This window comes from Saccharothrix sp. NBAS 001, assembly GCF_056640475.1.
The window spans coordinates 53,191-71,024 of sequence record NZ_CM153251.1; the positions used below are offsets into that span (position 1 = coordinate 53,191).

Genomic DNA, 17,834 nt, shown 5'->3' on the forward strand with positions numbered 1-17,834 from the left:
GACTGGCGGTCGCTGTGGTGCTTCTCACGGCCGCCTGCACGGCGGAGGCCGAACCGCCGGCCTCCCACTCGTCCGCCCCGTCGACCGGTTCGTCGGTCGCCTCGGTGGCCGAGCACTACAAGAAGTGGGCCAACGGGCCCAACCCCGCCGGGGACCCGGGGCTGTTCCCGATCAACGTCTGGATGCAGGACCCGTCGTCGGTCGAGAACGGCGCGAAGATCGGCCGGACCTACCAGGAGATCGGCGTCGACTTCGGGCTCGGGCTCTGGGAGGACGAGTGGTGGTACCTCCGCAAGGAGGGCCTGCTGGAGACCGGTTGGCGGGTGTACCCCGACCCGAAGCGGGTCGACGACGTCCTCAAGGACACCGCGCACGCGCGCAACTACGTCGGCTACCTGATCGCCGACGAACCGGACATGAACAAGGTCTACGGGGACGTGTTCCACCCCGACATGCAGCCGTCGGCGATCCTGGCCAAGGCGGAGGAGGTCCGCGCCAAGGACCCGTCCCGGCCGACTTACCTGAACTTCGGCGTGTGGATGGGCACGCCCGGCGGCGGCGTCGGGTACGGCCACATCGAGAAGTCGTACGAAGAGGACATGCGCACCTATTGCGCCGCGGCGGACATCGCGTCGGCGGACTACTACGGGTGGACGCACCCCGATCGCGGCGACAAGGTGGGGGCGTTCAGCTACGGCGAGGTCATCGACACCATGCGCAAGTGGTGCGGGCCGGACAAGCCGCTCTACGGGTTCGTGGAGACCGGGCACCCGCACACGCACGGCGAGACCATCACGCCCGACCAGCTCGAATCCGCCGTGTGGAACACGATCCTGCACGGCGCGACCGGCATCAACTACTTCGCGCACAGCTTCTACACCGAGGGCAAGGGCGAGTACTCCAGCGTGCTGACCCGGCCGGAGATCACCGCGAAGGTCAAGGAGGTCAACGCCCGGCTGAAGTCGCTCGCGCCGGTGCTCAACGCGGCCAACCGGCCCGGGGTGACCGCCAAGAGCGCCAACGGGGTGCCGGTTTCGGTGCTGCACAAGGAGACCGAGGGCGCGCGGTGGGTGCTCGCGCAGACCGACGGGAACACTTCGCTTCCCCGAAGTGGATCGGCGCGGGTCGAGATCACCGTTCCGGTCGAATCGGGCACGGCGACCGTGGTGGACGAGAACCGCACGGTGCCGATCGAGAACGGGAAGATCGTCGACGATTTCGGTCCGTACCAGGTTCACGTTTACCGGTTCTGAGGTCGGTGGGCTGTCGGGGGTGCGGGCCGTCGGTCGTGCCCGCGTGCGGTCACCGGGGTCGGGCGCGGTGCGTCCGTACCGATCACGGTGCGGAGGAAGCGGATTCGCGGCTAACGGGCGGAGGGCTTCCCGCGATTGGGGCAATGCGGGATACCAGTCGACATGGAGGCGCCCGATGCCCAGAACCGACCGACGCAGGCAGTTCCGCAGACCGATCGCCCTCGGCGGCGCGGTCGCGCTGGGCGCGGCGCTGCTCCTCGTGCCCGCGGGGACGGCGGTCGCCGCGCCGACCCGCGTGCTCGGCTACGTCGCCAACAACGGCGGCGGGGTCTCCGTGCTCGACACGGCGACCGACACCGTCACCAGCACGCTGTCCGATTCGAACGGAAACTCCCCGTACGGCGTGGGAGTCGCGTTCGACGGCGCGCGCGGGTACGTCACCAACGTCCGCAACAACACGCTGACCGTCATCGACACGCCCACCAACACGGTGGACGCGGCGGTGCCGGTCGGTGACGGGCCGGCCGGGGTCGTGGTGTCGCCCAGCGGCGGCCACGTCTACGTCTCCAACTACCGGGCCGGCACGGTGTCCGTGGTGGACGCGGCGACGCTGACCGCCACCGAGACCATCCCGGTGGGGCCGAACGCGGACGGCGTGGCGCTGACCCCGGACGGCTCCCGGCTGTACGTGGCGCACGACGTGGTCGGCGCGGGCACGGTGTCCGTGGTCGACACGGCCACCAACGCCGAGATCGCCGAGATCCCCACCGGCAACACCCCGACCGCCGTCGCGGTGACGCCGGACGGAACGAAGCTGTTGGTGGTCAACAAGTTCTCCAACAACGTCGCGGTGGTCGCGGTGGCCACCAACGCCATCATCGGCACCATCCCGGTCAGCTTCATCCCGCACGGCATCGCGATCTCGCCGGACGGCGCCCGCGCCTACGTCACCAACAGCGAGGGGCACACGCTGTCCGTGCTGGACATCCCGGCGCTGGCCCCGATCACCGCGATCGCGGTGGGCAACCGACCGATCAGCGTCGCGCTGACCCCGGACGGCGGCAAGGCCTACGTGACCAACTTCAACAGCGGCACGGTGTCCATCGTGGACACCGCGACGCTGGCCGTGGTGGGCACGATCCCGGTCGGCACCAACCCGGTCGGCGTCGCGATCCACGCGGTGCCGCCCGCGCCGACCAAGCTGACCGCCGGGTACGCGACGCTGCAACTGCGGCTGGTCGGGTTCACCGTGCGCGGCATGAACGCGACGCTCAAGGAGTCGCACACCGGAAACCCCGTGGTGGGCAAGACGGTCGCGTTCCGGACGTTGAAGGGCCACCCGCTGTGCACGGCGGTCACCAATTCGTCGGGCCGGGCCTCCTGCAACGCCGACGTGCCGTTGCTGGTCGGCCTGGCGACGCTGCTCCAGGGCTACACCGCCGCGTTCCCGGGTGACAGCGCGCACGGCCCGTCGCGCGCGCACGGCTGGATCGGCCTGCTCTGAGGCCGGCGACCGCCGGAGGGGCCGCCGCCCCTCCGGCGGTCACGGGCACGGGTCGAGGCGGTTCGGGTCGGGCTTGTGGCCCTCCGGCGACAGGTCGCCGAAGTTCGACCGGAAGAACTGGTCCCACGCGCCGTTGGTGATGAAGTCCTTGATCCCCTGGGACATCCGCTCGCAGAGTTCGCGGTCGCCCTTCGGCAGGCCGACGCCGTAGCGCTCCTGCGCCCCGAAGGTCAGGTCGAGCACCTTCAAGCCCGGGTTCTGCCGGGCGAACCCGCGCAGCACGATCTGGTCCGTCGAAGCGGCGTCGACCTCCTTGCGCAGCAACCGGTCCACGCACTGGCGGGTGCCCAGTTCGCTGGTCGTGGTCACCTGCCCCTTGAGGGCACCGGTGGTGAGCTGGTTGTAGGAGGTGCTGCCGGCCTGGGTGCACACCGTCTTGCCGGCCAGGTCGTCCAGCGACTTGATCGCGGTGCCCTCGCCGTCGCGCACCAGGAAACCCTGCTGCGAAGTCAGGTACGGCCCGGCGAAACCGATCTTGCCGCGCCGCTCGTCGGTGATCGAGAACACCTCCACGACCAGCTGCACGCGACCCAGCGCCAGCGCGTTGACCCGGTCGGCGATCAGCACGTCGACCTCGACCGGCGCGAACTTCGGCTCGGTGTTGTTGCCCAGCCAGCGGTACAGGTCGACGTCGAAGCCCAGGCGTTCGTGGGTGTCGGGGTTGAGCAGGCCCAGTCCGGGGATGTCGGTGCCCACACCCACGTTCACCGACCGGATCAACGTGCTCTGGTTGCTGGACGTCGGGCGCTGGCCCCCGACCGGCCCCTGGCAGGCGGCCAGCGCGGCGACCGCGGCGAGCACGGCGGTGATGCGGCGGGACATCCGGGTCCTCCTCAGTTGTAGAGCACGGCTTCGGTGACGCTGAGGTCCACGACGCACGTCGGGTCCGGTACGGACAGCGCGACCAGCACCCGGGCCTCGCGGGTCGTGCCGTCGAGGTCGAGCCGGATCTCGCGGTCGGACAGGAGTTCCTCGCGGGGCGGGTCCTTGCGGCCGTCGCGGACCAGCGTGACGCTCAACCGCGCGGCGCCGACGCAGTCGCCCACCGGCTCGTGGTTGACCAGCGACGGCACGAAGTAGAGGTACTGGCGCTCGGGCGGTCGACCGGGCACCGGGAAGGAGGCCAGTTCGCCGTCCTTCATCCGGTCCGCGTTGGACAGGTCGACCAGGTCGGTGACCGGCACGTCCGGTTTCACCACGATGAGCCAGAAGAACGCGCCGGCTATCGCGCCGACCGCCGCGACGACCGCGCCCACGGCCCAGCGCGGCAATGGCCGGCGGGGTGACTTCTCCGCCCTTTTACGGACCGTCGAATTCTGCAGGCTGATCACCGTGGCGACCAGCGAAGCGGTGCCGACCAGCAACGACACCGCGTCCGCGATGCCCTGACCCTTGTTGCCCAGCAACAGCAACCAGACCACGAAACACGACACGCCGAGCAGCAGGGGCACTGCCCACAGCAGTTGGATCGCCCACCACGGACGTTTCAAGGGGCCGCTCCGGAGCACTCCGTCGGAAGCGCCCACGATATCGGTTCAGAGCGGGTGTTTCAGGTCATTCGCCAAGCCACCACGACGGAGAGCACCAATGCGCCGATCGCGGCGTACACGGCGGTGCCGAACGCGGCGAACTGGAGCAGGAAACCGAATCCGACCGACGAGACCAACCGGGTGAGGGCCTGACCCGTCTGGACTACCGAAAGGCCGGAAGCCCGCAATGATTCGGGTACCAGCGTGCTCACCCGCGCGGAAAGTACGCCATCCGTGGCGGAATAGAAGAGGCCGTGCAGCAGCAGCGCGGCACCGACCCCGAAGTAACCGGTGCCCGGTGCGAGCAGCAGCACGTAGACCGCGAGCAGCAGCACGTGCCCGCCGAGGAACACCTTCCAGCGCCCGATCTTGTCCGCGAGCCGGCCGACCGGTCCGGCCGCGACCAGGAAGACCAGGGCGGTGCCCAGCGGCATCAGCGGGAGCGCGGCCAGCGACACGTCCGTCGCCTTCTGCACCAGGATGAACACGAACGCGTCGGACAGCGTGGCCAGGCCCAGCACGGCCGCCGCGATCGTGACCCGCCGGTAGTCGGTGTCCTTGAGCAGCGCCAACCCGGCCTTGACCGACGGCTTCGGGCCGGCCTTCGCCTCGGCCTTGTTCTCCCGCACGAACGCGATCAGCACGATCAGGCCGACCAGCGCGAAGCAGGCGCTCACCACGAACACCGGGCCCGCGACGATGCCGATGTTGGCCAGCAGCAGGAACGTCACCAGCGGGCCGAGCAGCGCGCCGACCGTGTCCATGCTGCGGTGCACGCCGAACGCCGCGCCGAGCTTGTCCGGGGGAGTGGCCAGCGAGATCAGCGCGTCGCGGGGCGCGGTGCGCAGGCCCTTGCCCGCGCGGTCGGCGGCCATCGTCGCCCCGATGCCGAACGCGTTCGCGCCCACCGCCGGGAAGATGAACTTCGTCGCCGCCGACAGCCCGTAACCGAACGCCGCCACCGCCTTGTGCCGGTGCGTCCGATCGGCGACCTGGCCGCCCACCAGTCGGAGCACCGCCGTCGCGCCCGTGTAGAGGCCGTCGAGGATGCCGAACTGCGCATAGCCCATCTGGAGGGTCACCAGCAGGTAGACGGGCATGAAAGCGGTGACCATCTCGGCCGAGACGTCGGTGAGCAGGCTCACCGTGCCCAGGGCGACGACCGTGCCGGGGACCTTGCCCTTGACCCGTTCGGACGGTCGGACCGACGCGACGTACATGACTTCGATATCGGTCACCGGCGGTAGTCGTTACGGCGGATGCGCGCGGGGTCGGTGATCACAGCCCGGGCCGGTAACGGGGACCCTCCGGAACCCGATGACGCGGGTATGCCGCAGATCCCTCCGCCCGTGGTCCGGGTGGGTGCCGTCGACGTGTGGTCCGTCCGCGAATCCGGCGTCGCCGAGCACGTCCTGGGAGCCTGGCAGCGCGGCGAGGGCGGCGCGATCGTCACGGCCAACGTGGACATCGTGCGCGCCGCGACCCGTTCGCCGGAACTGGCCGCGCTGATCGCCGAGTCCGAGGTGGTGGTCGCCGACGGGATGCCCGTGGTGTGGGCCGGGCGACTGGCCGGCACCGCCGTCCCGGAACGCGTGACCGGCTCGTCACTGGTCTTCACGCTCGCCGAGGCCGCCGCCCGCGCGGGCCGCTCGGTCTACCTGCTCGGCGGCAACCCCGGCATCCCGGAGAAGGCGGCCGGCGTGCTGGTCGGGCGCTACCCGGGCCTGCGGGTCGCGGGCACCGACTCGCCCGCGTTCGGCTTCGACGCCGCCCCGGCCGCGACCGCCGAGGCGGTGGCCCGGGTGGTCGAGGCCAAACCGGACCTGGTGCTGGTCGGCCTCGGGTTCCCGAAGCAGGAACGGCTGATCCGGCTGCTGCGCGCGGAACTGCCCGAGACCTGGTTCCTGGGCTGCGGCGCGGGCATCCCGATGGCGGCGGGCGAGTTCCGCCGCGCGTCCGGCGTGGTGCAGAAGATGGGCGCCGAGTGGCTGCACCGGCTCGCCCTGGAGCCCCGCCGGCTCGCCAAGCGCTACCTGCGCGACGACCTGCCGTTCGCGTTCAGACTGCTGTCCTCCGCGCTCCGTACCCGCTTCACCCGGGAGAAGTGACCGTGCCGCTCGCCGTGGTCATCGTGACCTACCACAGCGCCGACGTCGTCCAGGAGTGCCTGGAGTCGGTCGCCGTCGCCCTGGAGTCCATTCCGGACGGGCGGGTGGTCGTGGTGGACAACGCCTCGACCGACGACACGCTCGACGTCGTGGCCCGCACCGCCCCGAACGCGCAGATCGTGGCCAGGACCACGAACGACGGGTTCGCGGCCGGGGTGAACGCGGGGTTCGCCGCCGCGCCCGACTGCGACGTCCTCGTGCTCAACCCGGACATCCGGCTCGAACCGGGAGCTTTGGGGCCGCTGCGCGAAGCGCTCGCCCAGCCCGGCGTCGGCGTCGCCGCGCCGCGCCTGCTCAACGAGGACGGCAGCCAGCAGCTCTCGCTGCGCCGTGCGCCGAACCCGTTGCGGGCCTTGGGAGAAGCCCTGCTCGGCGGCTTCCGCGCGGGCCGGCTCGCGCCGCTGGGCGAACTGGTGGTCGACCAGCGCGCCTACGAGCGGACCGGCACGGCGGACTGGGTGACCGGGGCCGCGTGGCTGGTGTCGCGCGAGTGCCGGGACGCCACCGGCAAGCTGGAGGAGCGGTACTTCCTGTACTCGGAGGAGACCGAGTACATGCTGCGCGCCGGCAAGCGCGGGTTCGGCGTCCGCTTCGAGCCGCGCTCGCGCGCCGTGCACTTGGGCGGCGAGCAGTCCACGTCACCCGTCCTGTGGTCGATGGCCACCACCAACCGCGTCCGGATGATCCGGGAGCGTCACGGCCGCCTGGCCGCGTTCGCGATGTGGTGGGCCGTGCTGCTCAACGAACTGCTGCGCGCGCCGCGCGAACCCAAGCACCGCAAGGCGCTGGGCGACCTGCTGCGCTGGCGGCGCTGGCCCGCGCGGCCGGGCGAGGACCACGGCTGGATCTGCTTCTCCGCGCAGGACTGGTGGTACCACAACCGGGCGCACTCGGACTTCCAGCTGATGAGGTCGGTCGCGCAGCGCCGCAAGGTGCTGGTGGTCAACAGCATCGGGATGAGGATGCCCACGCCCGGCAACAGCACGCACGTGGCGCGGCGCATCCTGCGCAAGCTCCGCAGCGTCGCCAAGTTCGTGCGCAAGCCGCTGCCGAACTTCTACGTGATGTCGCCGCTGCCGCTGCCGTTCTACGGCTCGCCGTTCCTGCGCAAGGTCAACGCCGTGCTGGTGCGCACGCAGGTGCGGCTGGTCGCGACCGCGCTGCGGATGCGCACGCCCGTGATCATGGTCACCATCCCGACCGCGTGGGACGTCGTCGCGCCGATGCGCAAGCACAGCCTGGTGTTCAACCGCTCGGACCGGCACTCGGACTTCCCGGAGGCCGACCGCACGTCCATCGAGGCCCTGGAGCACGAACTGCTCGCGCACTCCGACCACGTCGTCTACGTCAGCCACGCGCTGATGGACGAGGAGCGCCCGCGCACCGGTGACCGGGCTCACTTCCTGGACCACGGCGTGGACATCGACCACTTCACCGCGCGCCCCGAGTTCGAGTGGCCCGACGACGTCCGGGCGGTCGACGGGCCGAGGATCGGGTTCTTCGGCGCGCTGGACGACTTCGTGGTCGACTTCGACCTGCTGGAGCGCCTCGCGGCCGAGCTGCCCACGGCGTCGCTGGTGCTCATCGGGGACGCGACGCACCCCATGGAGCGGTTCGACAAGTACCCCAACGTGCACTGGCTGGGTTTCCGCCCGTACGACACGATCCCGGCCTACGGGTCGGCGTTCGACGTGGCGATCATGCCGTGGCAGGACAACAACTGGATCAAGCACTCCAACCCGATCAAGCTCAAGGAGTACCTGGCCCTGGGCCTGCCGGTGGTGAGCACGGACTTCGCCGAACTCGCCACCTACACCGACCGGGTGCGCGCGACCACCGGCCATGCCGAGTTCGTGGACGCGGTGCGCCGCACCCTGTCCGAGGGCGGGCTGCGCCCGGCGAACGCCCTGCGCGCGTCGGTGACCCGGTTCTCGTGGCACTCGCGGGCGGCCGAACTCGTCGCCTTGGCCGAAGGGTGACCGAGTAGAACTACCCGTCTTGGCCGACGCCGGCCGCCGACGCCTCTAATGTGGGTGTCGTGCAACCACTGCCTGCGAACGCCCCACCGCGGATCGGCGACTTCACGTTGCTCGCCGCCCTGGGTCGCGGGGCGATGGGGTCCGTGTACCTGGCCAGGTCCCTCGGCGGTCGCCCGGTCGCGGTCAAGGTGGCGCGGGCCGAACTCGCCGACAACCCGCAGTTCCGCGAGCGGTTCCGCCGCGAGGTCGAGATGGCGCGGTCGGTCGGCGGGTTCTGGACGGCCACCGTGGTCGGCGCGGACCCCGACGCCGACCGGCCGTGGATGGCCACCGAGTACGTGCCCGGACCGACCCTCCAGCAGGCCGTGCAGGACTTCGGGCCGCTGCCCGAGCGCGCCGTGCGGCGGCTCGCGGGCGGGCTGGCGGAGGCGCTGGTGGCGATCCACGGCGCGGGCCTGGTGCACCGAGACCTCAAGCCGTCCAACGTGCTGCTGGCCAACGACGGGCCCCGGGTCATCGACTTCGGCATCGCGCGGGCCATGGAGCACTCCGCGCTGACCGAGGCCGGGATCGTGTTCGGCACGCCCGGCTACCTCTCGCCCGAGCAGGTCGTCGGGTCGGCGATCACGCCGCAGAGCGACATCTTCGCGCTCGGCTCGGTGCTGGTCTACGCCGCGACCGGGGCCGGGCCGTTCGGCGAGGGCGCCACGTCCGCGCTGGTCTACCGGGTCGTGCACCAGGAGCCGGACCTGTCCCGGGTGCCGCCCGGCCTGGTGCCGCTGATCGTGCCGTGCCTGGTCCGCGAGCCCGCCAACCGGCCGACCCCGGCCCGGCTGCTGGAGCTGATCGGGCCGCCGTCCAACGAGCCGTCGTGGCTGCCCGCGCAGGTCCGCACCCTGGTCGAGCAGCGGCACACCGAGCTGCGCGAACTGCCCGCGAAGCCGCCCACCCGGCTGCTCGCCGAGGAGCGCAAACCGCCGACCAGGCTGCTGGTGGAGGACCCGCCGCCGCCGGTCGGGCAGCCGTCCCGGGTGCCGCCGTCCGGGGCCGTGCCGGCCGGCGGCCTGATCCGGCCGTACACGCCGCCGCTGAAGAAGAGCGGGGCGCAGTTCCGGACGTCGCGGGCGGCCGGGCTGGGGTGGATGGCCGCGCACGTGTTCGCCGCCCTGGTCTGCGGCTCGATCGCGGACCGGGCCTCCGGCGCGCCCACCGGCGTGCGGGTGGCGGCGGGCGTCGCGTTCGTGGTGTTCGCGATCTTCGCGATCCGGCTGCTGGTCGACGCGCTGCGCCGGCCGCTGACCGTCGACATCGGCCCGGACGGGCTGACGCTGTCCGGCGGCGAGGAGAAGCGCCGGCTGCCGTGGTACGCGATCTCCCGGGTCAAGGTCGAGGGCCAGGGCGCGCGGCCGTGGGTCATGGTGTGGCTGGTCAGCGCGGCACAGGTGCCGGAGACGTTGGGGCGCGGCAGTTTCCAGACGCACAAGGGCGGCGTGCGGGTCTACCCGATCTCGCACGAGCGGTACCGCAAGCGGCGCGAGCGGGACGTGGCCGAGGTGCGTTCCGCACTGGCCTGGTACGCGCCCACCGCTTACGACCCCAAGTAGCTCACCGCGCGGATATGGTCCGGGCGTGGACACGCCGGAGAAGCCCGTGGTGAAGTCCGGGCTCACGACGCTGGAGTTGGCGCACGACCTGCCGGCCCGCATGGAGGAGGCCACCCGGTACAGCACCGTCCGCCGCAGCCAGTTCCGGCGGCGGTCGGTGGTGCTCAAGGTCGCCGTGCTCGGCCTGTCCGCGTCCGCCACGATCATCCTGGGCTGGCAGGACCTGGACTTCTGGACCGGCCTGGCGTTCTCGCTGGTGGCGCTGACCACCCTGTTCGGCGCGCTGGAACCGTTCTTCGCCTGGCGGTCGCTGTGGGTGCTGATGGAGGAGTCGCTGCACCTGTTCCTGCGGCTGCGCGACGAGCTGCGGCACTACATCGCCGCGCACCCGGCGGAGGAACTCGACCGGGCCCGGCTCGACGAGATGTTCGCGCGCTACCAGGAGATCTGGGCGGGGCAGAGCGAGCGGTGGCTGGAATTCCGGCGGATCAGCGACCGGTGAACACGGCCTTGCCCGGACCGTCCCGCAGGAACGACCGGACGCCGTGCTGGAGGTCCTCGGTCTCGAACAGGTCCGCGGCGATGGACGTGATGTGCTCGTTCGCCTCGGCGACGCCGCCGCGCTCGTAGTGCGCCAGCACCTGTTTGGTGGCCGCGTGGGCCATCGTGGGGCCCGTGGCGAGGGTCGCGGCGAACCGCAGCGCGGCGTCGTCGAAGCCGTCGTCGGGCAGCACCCGGTTGACCACGTTCCAGCGCTCCAGCGTCGCCGCGTCGTACCGGTCGCCGGTCATCACCAACTCCTTGGCCCGCCCCACGCCCGCGCGGGCGGCCAGGCGCTGCGTGCCGCCCATGGTCGGGGTGAGCCCGATCACCCGCTCCACCAGGCCGAACCGGGCACGTTCGGCGGCCAGCACGATGTCGCACGCCACCGCGACCTCGAACGCCCAGGTCAGGCACAGGCCGTGCGCGGCGAACACGGTCGGGAACGGCAGCGCGGCCACCCGCTCCGGCAGGTCGAGCATCTGGTCGAACAGCGCCTTGACCTTGGCCCGGGACGGCTGGGCGGCGAACAGGCGCACGTCCACGCCGCCGCTGACCACCTTGCCCTCGGCGCGGATCAGCAGCGCCCGCGCGGGCCGGTCCTCCAGGTCGCCGATGGCGTCGTCGAGCAGGTCCTGGAGTTCGGCGGTGTAGAGGTTCAGCGGGGGAGCGTCGACGGTGAGCACGGCCAGACCCGCCGCGTCGCGCTCGACGCGGACCTGTTGCGCTGCCACGGGCGAGGACTTTACACGCGCCCGGAATGCCGAAAACCAGGTGTCCGAATGGCCCAACCTCGCCCAGAATCACCGGTATGGCCAACTGGACCGTTCAGTCCGTACCGGTCGACGACGCCGAGGCGCGCGCGCTCGTCCGCACCTACCTGGCGGACATCATCGGGCGCTACTACGGCCGTGCGGCGGCCGACCGGGAGGTCGACCAGGCGATCGCGGACGACCCGACCGACGACCTGGTGGCGTTCTTCGTCGGCCGACTCGACGGCCGGCCGCTGGGCTGCGCCGGGTTCCGGATGGTGAGTTCGGAAACGGCCGAGCTGAAACGGCTGTTCGTCCATTCGGACGCACGCGGGCAGGGTGGTGGAGCAGTGCTGCTGGCGGCGGTCGAGGAAGCCGCTGTCTCAATTGGTGCTTCGTCCGTTCGGCTGGATACCCGCTCTGACCTGGTCGAAGCCCGGAAGCTGTACGCCCGGCACGGTTACCGTGAGGTAGCACCCTTCAACGACGACCGCTATGCGGAGCACTGGTTCGAAAAGCGGCTATAGGAGCTATCAGGTTTCGGCATCACCCGTGTGACCTCTCCCACTTGACAGTGAATAAGGCCCCCAGTTGAGTATGTGGCGAAAGTCGGCCGCGGATATGAAATGGGGATCAGTCCAGTGGCTTTCGCCGTTGAGTTGACATTTCGTGATGCGCGGCAGGTGCGTAGATCCATTCATCTGGCCCATCGCGAATACTGGCGCCCGCTCGCCGAGCAGGGCGTGCTGGTCGGTACCGGGCCCTGGGCGGACGGGTCCGGGGTGCTGCTGATCTGCCAGGTGCCCGACGAGGCCGCCGCACGCGATCTGGTGCGCGGCGACCCGTACGTGCGGTCGCAGTCCATCGCCGAGGTCCGCATCCGCCAGTGGCACGTGCTGCTCGGCGTGCCCGAGGGAGAGCGGGTGCCGGGCATGGTCCGGCCGCGCGACGGCCAGAGCGCCGACTCCCGGGCTCGCGAGCCGCTGACGCCGCACGAACACCGGATCGCGCTGATGATGTTGGAGGGCATGACCAACCGGCAGATCGCCGAGCACTTCTCGGTGTCCACCCGGGCGGTCGAACTGCACATCACCCGCATCTACCGCAAGCTCGACATCGGCCGGCGCGCCCAGTTGGCCGCCGCGATGCCGTGGGGTCAGCGCTCGTACCTGTGACCGGGCCTCCCGGGGGTCTCGACGGCAGCCGCCGCCGGGACCCTCGCCTGCCCGCTCACGCGAGCAGTTCGACCCGGGACGTCACGCCCAGCTTGCGCAGCACCCGCGCCACGTGCTGCTCCACCGTCCGCGGCGACAGGAACAGCACGTCGGCGATCTCCCGGTTGGTGCGCCCCTGCGCCAGCAACCGCGCCACGTCCTGCTCGCGCGGCGACAGCGCGTTGCCGTACCCGCGCCGCCCCCGCCGTGACGGGGTCGCCACGCCCGCCCCGCGCACCAGGTGCCGGCAGCGCGCCGCGTCCCGGCTGGCACCCAGCGCGTCGAACCGGTCGGCCACCTCGCCGAGCGCGGCCACCGCCGCGTCGTCCCCGCTCTCCAAGCCGCACAACGCGATCCGCTCGGACAGCTGCGCCGAGTAGTACGCCAGCCCGAGCGCGTCCGCCGCCCGCCGCGCGTCCTGCAACAGGTACACCGCGTCCTCCTCGCGGCCGACGGCGAGCAGCGCCCGGCACGTCTTGAGCGCCACGTGCGCCAGCGGCGCGTCGAGGTCGGCGATGCCGGCGGTCAGCTCCTCCACCAGCTTCGCCGCGTCCTCCACCCGCCCGGCGGCGCAGTAGGCGTCCACGGCGGCCGGCGCGAGTTCGCCCGCCCACGCCCACACCCCCTTGCGCCGCATCAGGTCCAGCCCCCGGTCGGCCTCCGCGCAGGCGCGCGGCCGGTTGCCGCGCTCGAACGCCAGCCGGGACAGCGCGGCGAACCCGCTCAGCGCCACCGGCGTGATCGCGGTCTCCACCGACCGCACGCCGCTGTCGGCCAGGTACCGCTCCGCCTCCTCCCAGTCGCCGCGCGCCAGCGCCAGGCACCCCAGCACCAGCGACGCCTCGCTGGCCACCGGCAGCAGTTCGCGGTACTCCTCCAGCAGCCGCGCGGACCGCGCCGCCAGCGAACCCCAGTTGCCGGAGTACCAGTCGAGGTGGATCCGGGTCGACTGACCGGTGCTCGCGGTGAACGGCACGCCCGCGCCGACGGTGAGCCGCAGGCCGCGGGTCAGGAAGTCGCGGGCGAGTTCGAAGTGGCCGACCAGCATCCCCGCGTCGGCGATGTTGCAGTGGGCCCGCGCCAGGTGCCGCCGGGTCTCCACGTCCGACGAGGTCGCGGGCAGCCGGTCCAGCTCGGCGACCACCGCGGCGTCGCCGATCGACAGCCGCGAGCCGAGTTCGTTGGCCATCAGCGCGTACCGGACGCCCGGGTCCTCGGCCGTCTCGATGTAGGCGTCCACCACGCGCATCCACCGCAGGTGCTCGGCCAGCGGCGTGCTGCCGATGAACGGCTGCCCCAGCACGGCCCGCGCGTGCATCGCCAGGTTCGGCTTGTCGGTCAGCTCCTCCACCGCCTGCTCCAGTTGCAGGCGCGCCGCGACGGTGCTCTCGAACTGGCGGATCAGCAGGAACCCCAGGTTCATCCGCACCTCGCCGCGCGCGCCCCGGGACAGCCGCCGGTCGTTGAGCAGCCACTCCAGCGTGGTGCGCGGGTCGTGCTGGTCGACGCCGCCGCGCGCGACCTGGCCCAGCTTCACCGCGAGTCTGTCCACATCGGACGGTGTCAGGGTGGCGTCGTCCAGCAGCCGCTGGTAGAGCCGGGTCGCGGTGGACGCGTCGCCGACCTCCAGCGCCCGGTCGGCGGCGGCCTCGCCGTGCCGCAGCCAGTCGGCCAGCCGCCCGGCCCGCAGGCTGTGCTCGGCCAGCTGCATGAACGGCCGGGGCACCGCGCCCTCCAGCGCCGCCAGCGCCCGCAGGTGCAGCCGCTGCCGGTCCGGGCCGGTCATCGTGTCGTAGACGGCCTGCTGCGCCAGCGAGTGCCGGTACCCGTAGCGGGACTCCTCGGCCTCGTGCAGCACGCCGCTGTGCAGGGCGTGGGTCAACGCCGCCCGCGCCCGGTCCGGCTCCACCGCGCCGACCTCGGCGAGCAGCGCCTCGCTCGCGGGCACGCCCAGCACGGCGGCGGCGTGCGCGATCCGCCGGCCGGTCGTGGGCAGCCGGTCCAGCCGCTCGGCCATGGCGTCGCGCAGCAGCGCGGGCACCTCGACCTCGTCCAGCAGCCGCCAGTCCGGGTCGCGCAGCGACCGCAGCATCTCCTCCACCACGAACGGGATGCCGGCGGTGCGCTCGTGCAGCCGGGCGGCGAACTCGGCCGGCACCCCCTCCACGTCGAGGATCGCCGCGGTCAGGTCGTGCACCTGCGCGACGTCGAGCGGGCTCAGCGCGACGACGACCCCGGCGACGCCCGCGGGCGGCCGGTAGGCGCTGCCCAGCGGCATCCCGCCGGGCGCGTCCTCGCGCCGGTAGGTCACCAGGACGGTCAGGTTCGCCGGCGGGTCGGCCATCAGGAACCGCAGCAGGTGCCGGCAGCCGTCGTCGGCCCAGTGCAGGTCTTCCACCACAAGCAGCACCGGCCCGAGCGCGGCGAGCACCTCGCGCACCGCGCGGAACAGGTGGTGCCGCTCCTGGCGCGGGTCCTCGGGGCGTTGCGGTTGGTCGGGCAGCCGGTCGGCGATCTCGGGCAGCAGCGGCCGCAGCACGCCGGTCACCGGGCTCAGCGGTACCCGGCCGAGCAGCCCGCCGACCGTGCGCAGCGCGTCGAGCACCGCGCCGTAGGGGAACGGCTCGCGCAGCGGCTGGCAGAAACCGGTCAGCACGCGCAGCGGCGCGACCTCCGGCCGGTGCAGCAGTTCGCGGACCAACCGGCTCTTCCCGACCCCCGCCTCACCTTCCACGAGTGCTACGGACGGCTGCGCGGCGACGGCTCCGAGCAGCGCATCCAGCTCGTCCACCCGGCCTACCAGGACGGGGGAACTGGTGCGCGGTGGTGTCATGCGGAGACTCCCGGTCGTCGGCCGACCCGGGTCACGGAACCCGGGTCGTTCACGGACAGCGCCCCTGCGTACGTGGGCCGAGACCGGGCGGCGGACTGCTCCGTTCGGCGCAACGGGGCGTCGGAAAGCACTGCGGAATGCCTTCCGGCGCCTCTCACCGCGCGCGCTGCGGATCCTCCCGGCGTTGGTTCGCGGACGTGGGTCAGCTCACAATATTAGGCGATCAGGGCCGGTTCGCCGAATGGTCCTACTCGTCGGTAACTCATATCCGGGAGTCTTTCGCAGGCAAGTTCGCCGCCGGTCCGACCGCCGCGCCGCTCCCGGCCCGCCGTGCGACCGGGGCGGGAAAGGCCGAGGTCAAGGCCGGTCCCGGGGTTGTCCGGCGAGCGGGGCGGCAGCTGCGGGCACCGGGTCGAATTGACGCTGAAGGACCACGGCCACGACGTCGGCCGGGTATTTCGAGTCGAGCCCCGGGTGCGCGGCTTCATGGACGTGGCGGGCGCGCCTGATCTTGTGCGGACGCGCCCGGCAGTGGGGCCGGAACCCGAGGTCTTCCTCGACGCGTCGCCGCCGGGTGCGCGGGCTGGAACGTGCCGTTCCGGTCGACGCCGAGGGGCCACGACCCGCTGATCGATCGCCCGGGTGGTCGTCAGGCAGGTGCGGGTGATCTCGCCGATCGCGCAGTCCCCCATCGCCCGGCCGGGTGCGACCGGTAGCCCGGGTGCGGGCGGCGGGCCCGGGGTCACGGGTAGAGCAGCCGGTGCAGGCCGCCGATCGCGAGCCGGTAGCCCTCGCCCGCGAAACCGTTGCGCGCCAACGCCGCCCGCGCCGCGTTCGCGCCCGCCGCGCCGTGCACGCCGCCGCCGGGGTGCGCCGACGCCCCGGCCAGGAACAGCCGGTCGACCGGCGTGTCCGCGCGGCCGGCCCCCGGCACCGGGCGGAACACCAGCTGCTGGTGCAGCGCCGCGGTGCCGGAGTTGGTCGAGCCGCCGACCAGGCTCCCGTTGCGCGCCTCCAGCTCCGCCGGGCCCTGCACCGAGCGGGCCAGCACCAGGTCGCGGAAGCCCGGCGCGTGCTGCTCGACGAGCTGCTCCACCCGGTCGGCCCGCCGCCGCGCCCGGTCGGCCGTCCACTTCACGCCGCGCGGCACGTGCGTGTACGCCCACGCGGTCTCGGTGCCGGCCGGCGACCGGGTCGGGTCGGCCGTGGTCATCTGGCCCATGATCAGGAACGGGGTGCGCGGCAGCCGGCCGGTCCGCAGTTCCGTGCTCGACGTGGACAGGCCGTTGAGGTCGCCACCCAGGTGGACGGTGCCCGCGCCGCGCGCCTCGGCCGCCGTCCACGGGATCGGCCCGGACAGCGCCCAGTCCACCTTCACCGTCGCGTCGTCCCAGTCGAAGTCCGCCAGGTCGGCGACCAGCCGGGCGGGCAGGTGGTCCGCGCCGACGAGGTCGAGGTAGAGGTTCGGCGCGGGCACGTCGGCCAGCACCGCCCGCCGGGCCCGCACCAGGCCGCCCGCCGCGTCCCGCACGCCGAGCGCGCGCCCCCGGGCCACCACGACCCCGGCGACCGGTCGGCCGCACTGCACCTTGCCGCCCAGCCGGCGCACCAGCGCCCCGGTCAGCTGGCCGGCGCCGCCCTCGGGCACCGGGTAGCCCAGATCCTGGCCGAGCATCGACAGCAGCCAGCCGAAGATCGTGCCGCCCGCGTCGTCCGGGCCCAGGTCGGTGTGCATCGCGTTGCCCGCCAACAACAACGGCGCGCCGGGGCCGGTGAACCGCTCGTCCCCGAAGGACCGCACGGGCTGCACGGCCATCCGCGCGAACCTCAGCGCGTCGGCCGCGCCGAGTTCGCGCAGCAGCCGCGCGCCGGCCCGGACCGGGGGGAACGGCCGGGTGACCGCCTCCATCAGGTGGTCGCGAACCCGTTGCCAGCGAACGAACTCCGCCCGCCACGCGGCCCCGTCGCCCGCGCCGAACGCCTCCACGGACGCGGCCGTGCGGTCGAGGTCGCGCGAGAGCAGCACGGCCCGGTCGTCGGGCAGGACGTGCGCGAGCACCTCGGGCGCGTGCCGCCAGCGCAGCCCGTGCCGCTCCAGCCCGAGCCCGGCCAGCACCGGCGAGCCGGCGCCCAGCGGGTAGAACGCGCTGAACACGTCGTTGTGGAAGCCGGGCGCGGTCAGCTCGGCGGTCCGCACCGCGCCACCGGGCTCGTCGGCGGCCTCCAGCACCAGCACGTCCCAGCCGGCGTCGGCCAGCAGGTTCGCCGCGACCAGCCCGTTCGGCCCGGACCCGATGACCACCGCGTCCACGTCGTCGCCCACCGCATCGCCCCCTCGGCTCGGACACCGGTGTCGCCCGGACACCGGCGTCCGGGTCACGGTACGCCGGAAGGCCGC

General features: G+C 72.6%; 14 protein-coding genes. 8 read left to right on the forward strand and 6 right to left on the reverse strand.

All coding sequences use genetic code 11. From position 1 onward, the window contains the following. Window positions 1–17: 17 nt before the first annotated feature. The gene (locus tag AC0HI0_RS00215) at window positions 18–1,253 is read left to right on the forward strand and encodes a hypothetical protein (protein ID WP_480930163.1); all 1,236 of its coding nucleotides are present in this window, start codon (window positions 18–20) and stop codon (window positions 1,251–1,253) included. 175 nt (window positions 1,254–1,428) lie between these two features. Continuing rightward, the gene (locus tag AC0HI0_RS00220; RefSeq protein WP_480930164.1) at window positions 1,429–2,757 is read left to right on the forward strand and encodes a cytochrome D1 domain-containing protein; all 1,329 of its coding nucleotides are present in this window, start codon (window positions 1,429–1,431) and stop codon (window positions 2,755–2,757) included. 39 nt (window positions 2,758–2,796) lie between these two features. Here AC0HI0_RS00220 and AC0HI0_RS00225 read toward each other — a convergent pair whose 3' ends face one another. From AC0HI0_RS00225 to AC0HI0_RS00235, 3 genes are read right to left on the reverse strand one after another with little or no spacing between them, the layout of a single operon-like run. Next, a complete protein-coding gene (locus AC0HI0_RS00225) occupies window positions 2,797–3,639 on the reverse strand; it encodes a transporter substrate-binding domain-containing protein (RefSeq protein ID WP_480930165.1) in 843 nt (280 codons plus the stop codon). Window positions 3,640–3,650: 11 nt separating this feature from the next. Then, on the reverse strand, window positions 3,651–4,307 hold the full coding sequence (locus AC0HI0_RS00230) for a hypothetical protein (RefSeq protein WP_480930166.1): 657 nt from the start codon (window positions 4,305–4,307) through the stop codon (window positions 3,651–3,653). A 59-nt stretch (window positions 4,308–4,366) separates the two neighbouring features. Further along, window positions 4,367–5,566: an MFS transporter gene (locus AC0HI0_RS00235; protein WP_480934555.1), complete on the reverse strand. Its 1,200-nt coding sequence runs from the start codon at window positions 5,564–5,566 to the stop codon at window positions 4,367–4,369. 108 nt (window positions 5,567–5,674) lie between these two features. On the opposite strand from AC0HI0_RS00235, the gene AC0HI0_RS00240 reads away from it, so the two are divergent. Genes AC0HI0_RS00240 through AC0HI0_RS00255 form a run of 4 tightly spaced genes read left to right on the forward strand, consistent with a single transcriptional unit; the run spans window position 5,675 to window position 10,599 of the window. Beyond that, complete coding sequence (locus tag AC0HI0_RS00240) at window positions 5,675–6,454, forward strand: WecB/TagA/CpsF family glycosyltransferase (protein WP_480930167.1); 780 nt, start codon at window positions 5,675–5,677, stop codon at window positions 6,452–6,454. 2 nt (window positions 6,455–6,456) lie between these two features. Further along, window positions 6,457–8,493, forward strand: a complete 2,037-nt coding sequence (locus AC0HI0_RS00245; RefSeq protein ID WP_480930168.1) for a glycosyltransferase — start codon at window positions 6,457–6,459, stop codon at window positions 8,491–8,493. Between the two features lie 59 nt (window positions 8,494–8,552). Further along, window positions 8,553–10,097, forward strand: a complete 1,545-nt coding sequence (locus AC0HI0_RS00250; RefSeq protein WP_480930169.1) for a serine/threonine-protein kinase — start codon at window positions 8,553–8,555, stop codon at window positions 10,095–10,097. A 25-nt stretch (window positions 10,098–10,122) separates the two neighbouring features. Beyond that, window positions 10,123–10,599 (forward strand): SLATT domain-containing protein, encoded by a 477-nt coding sequence (locus tag AC0HI0_RS00255; RefSeq protein WP_480930170.1) that lies wholly within the window; start codon window positions 10,123–10,125, stop codon window positions 10,597–10,599. On the opposite strand, the gene AC0HI0_RS00260 is transcribed toward AC0HI0_RS00255, so the two are convergent. Next, window positions 10,586–11,371: an enoyl-CoA hydratase/isomerase family protein gene (locus AC0HI0_RS00260; protein ID WP_480930171.1), complete on the reverse strand. Its 786-nt coding sequence runs from the start codon at window positions 11,369–11,371 to the stop codon at window positions 10,586–10,588. The two genes, AC0HI0_RS00255 and AC0HI0_RS00260, sit on opposite strands and share 14 nt — an antisense overlap. Window positions 11,372–11,448: 77 nt before the next feature. Here AC0HI0_RS00260 and AC0HI0_RS00265 point away from each other — a divergent pair, with 77 nt between their 5' ends. Continuing rightward, window positions 11,449–11,916, forward strand: a complete 468-nt coding sequence (locus AC0HI0_RS00265; protein WP_480930172.1) for a GNAT family N-acetyltransferase — start codon at window positions 11,449–11,451, stop codon at window positions 11,914–11,916. Between the two features lie 99 nt (window positions 11,917–12,015). Further along, entirely contained in the window at window positions 12,016–12,564 is a 549-nt protein-coding gene (locus tag AC0HI0_RS00270; protein ID WP_041312653.1) for a LuxR C-terminal-related transcriptional regulator, read from the forward strand. A 55-nt stretch (window positions 12,565–12,619) separates the two neighbouring features. On the opposite strand, the gene AC0HI0_RS00275 is transcribed toward AC0HI0_RS00270, so the two are convergent. After that, on the reverse strand, window positions 12,620–15,436 hold the full coding sequence (locus tag AC0HI0_RS00275; RefSeq protein ID WP_480930173.1) for an ATP-binding protein: 2,817 nt from the start codon (window positions 15,434–15,436) through the stop codon (window positions 12,620–12,622). Window positions 15,437–16,178: 742 nt separating this feature from the next. After that, the gene (locus tag AC0HI0_RS00280; protein ID WP_480930174.1) at window positions 16,179–17,759 is read right to left on the reverse strand and encodes a phytoene desaturase family protein; all 1,581 of its coding nucleotides are present in this window, start codon (window positions 17,757–17,759) and stop codon (window positions 16,179–16,181) included. Between the last annotated feature and the right edge of the window lie 75 nt (window positions 17,760–17,834).

What these genes read in the sequence shown, in the direction of transcription:
- AC0HI0_RS00220 (WP_480930164.1), top strand. Translation starts at nt 1,429, where the DNA reads ATGCCCAGAACCGACCGACGCAGGCAGTTCCGCAGACCGATCGCCCTC.
- AC0HI0_RS00225 (WP_480930165.1), bottom strand. Translation starts at nt 3,639, where the DNA reads ATGTCCCGCCGCATCACCGCCGTGCTCGCCGCGGTCGCCGCGCTGGCC.
- AC0HI0_RS00235 (WP_480934555.1), bottom strand. Translation starts at nt 5,566, where the DNA reads ATGTACGTCGCGTCGGTCCGACCGTCCGAACGGGTCAAGGGCAAGGTC.
- AC0HI0_RS00240 (WP_480930167.1), top strand. Translation starts at nt 5,675, where the DNA reads ATGCCGCAGATCCCTCCGCCCGTGGTCCGGGTGGGTGCCGTCGACGTG.
- AC0HI0_RS00265 (WP_480930172.1), top strand. Translation starts at nt 11,449, where the DNA reads ATGGCCAACTGGACCGTTCAGTCCGTACCGGTCGACGACGCCGAGGCG.
- AC0HI0_RS00270 (WP_041312653.1), top strand. Translation starts at nt 12,016, where the DNA reads ATGGGGATCAGTCCAGTGGCTTTCGCCGTTGAGTTGACATTTCGTGAT.
- AC0HI0_RS00275 (WP_480930173.1), bottom strand. Translation starts at nt 15,436, where the DNA reads ATGACACCACCGCGCACCAGTTCCCCCGTCCTGGTAGGCCGGGTGGAC.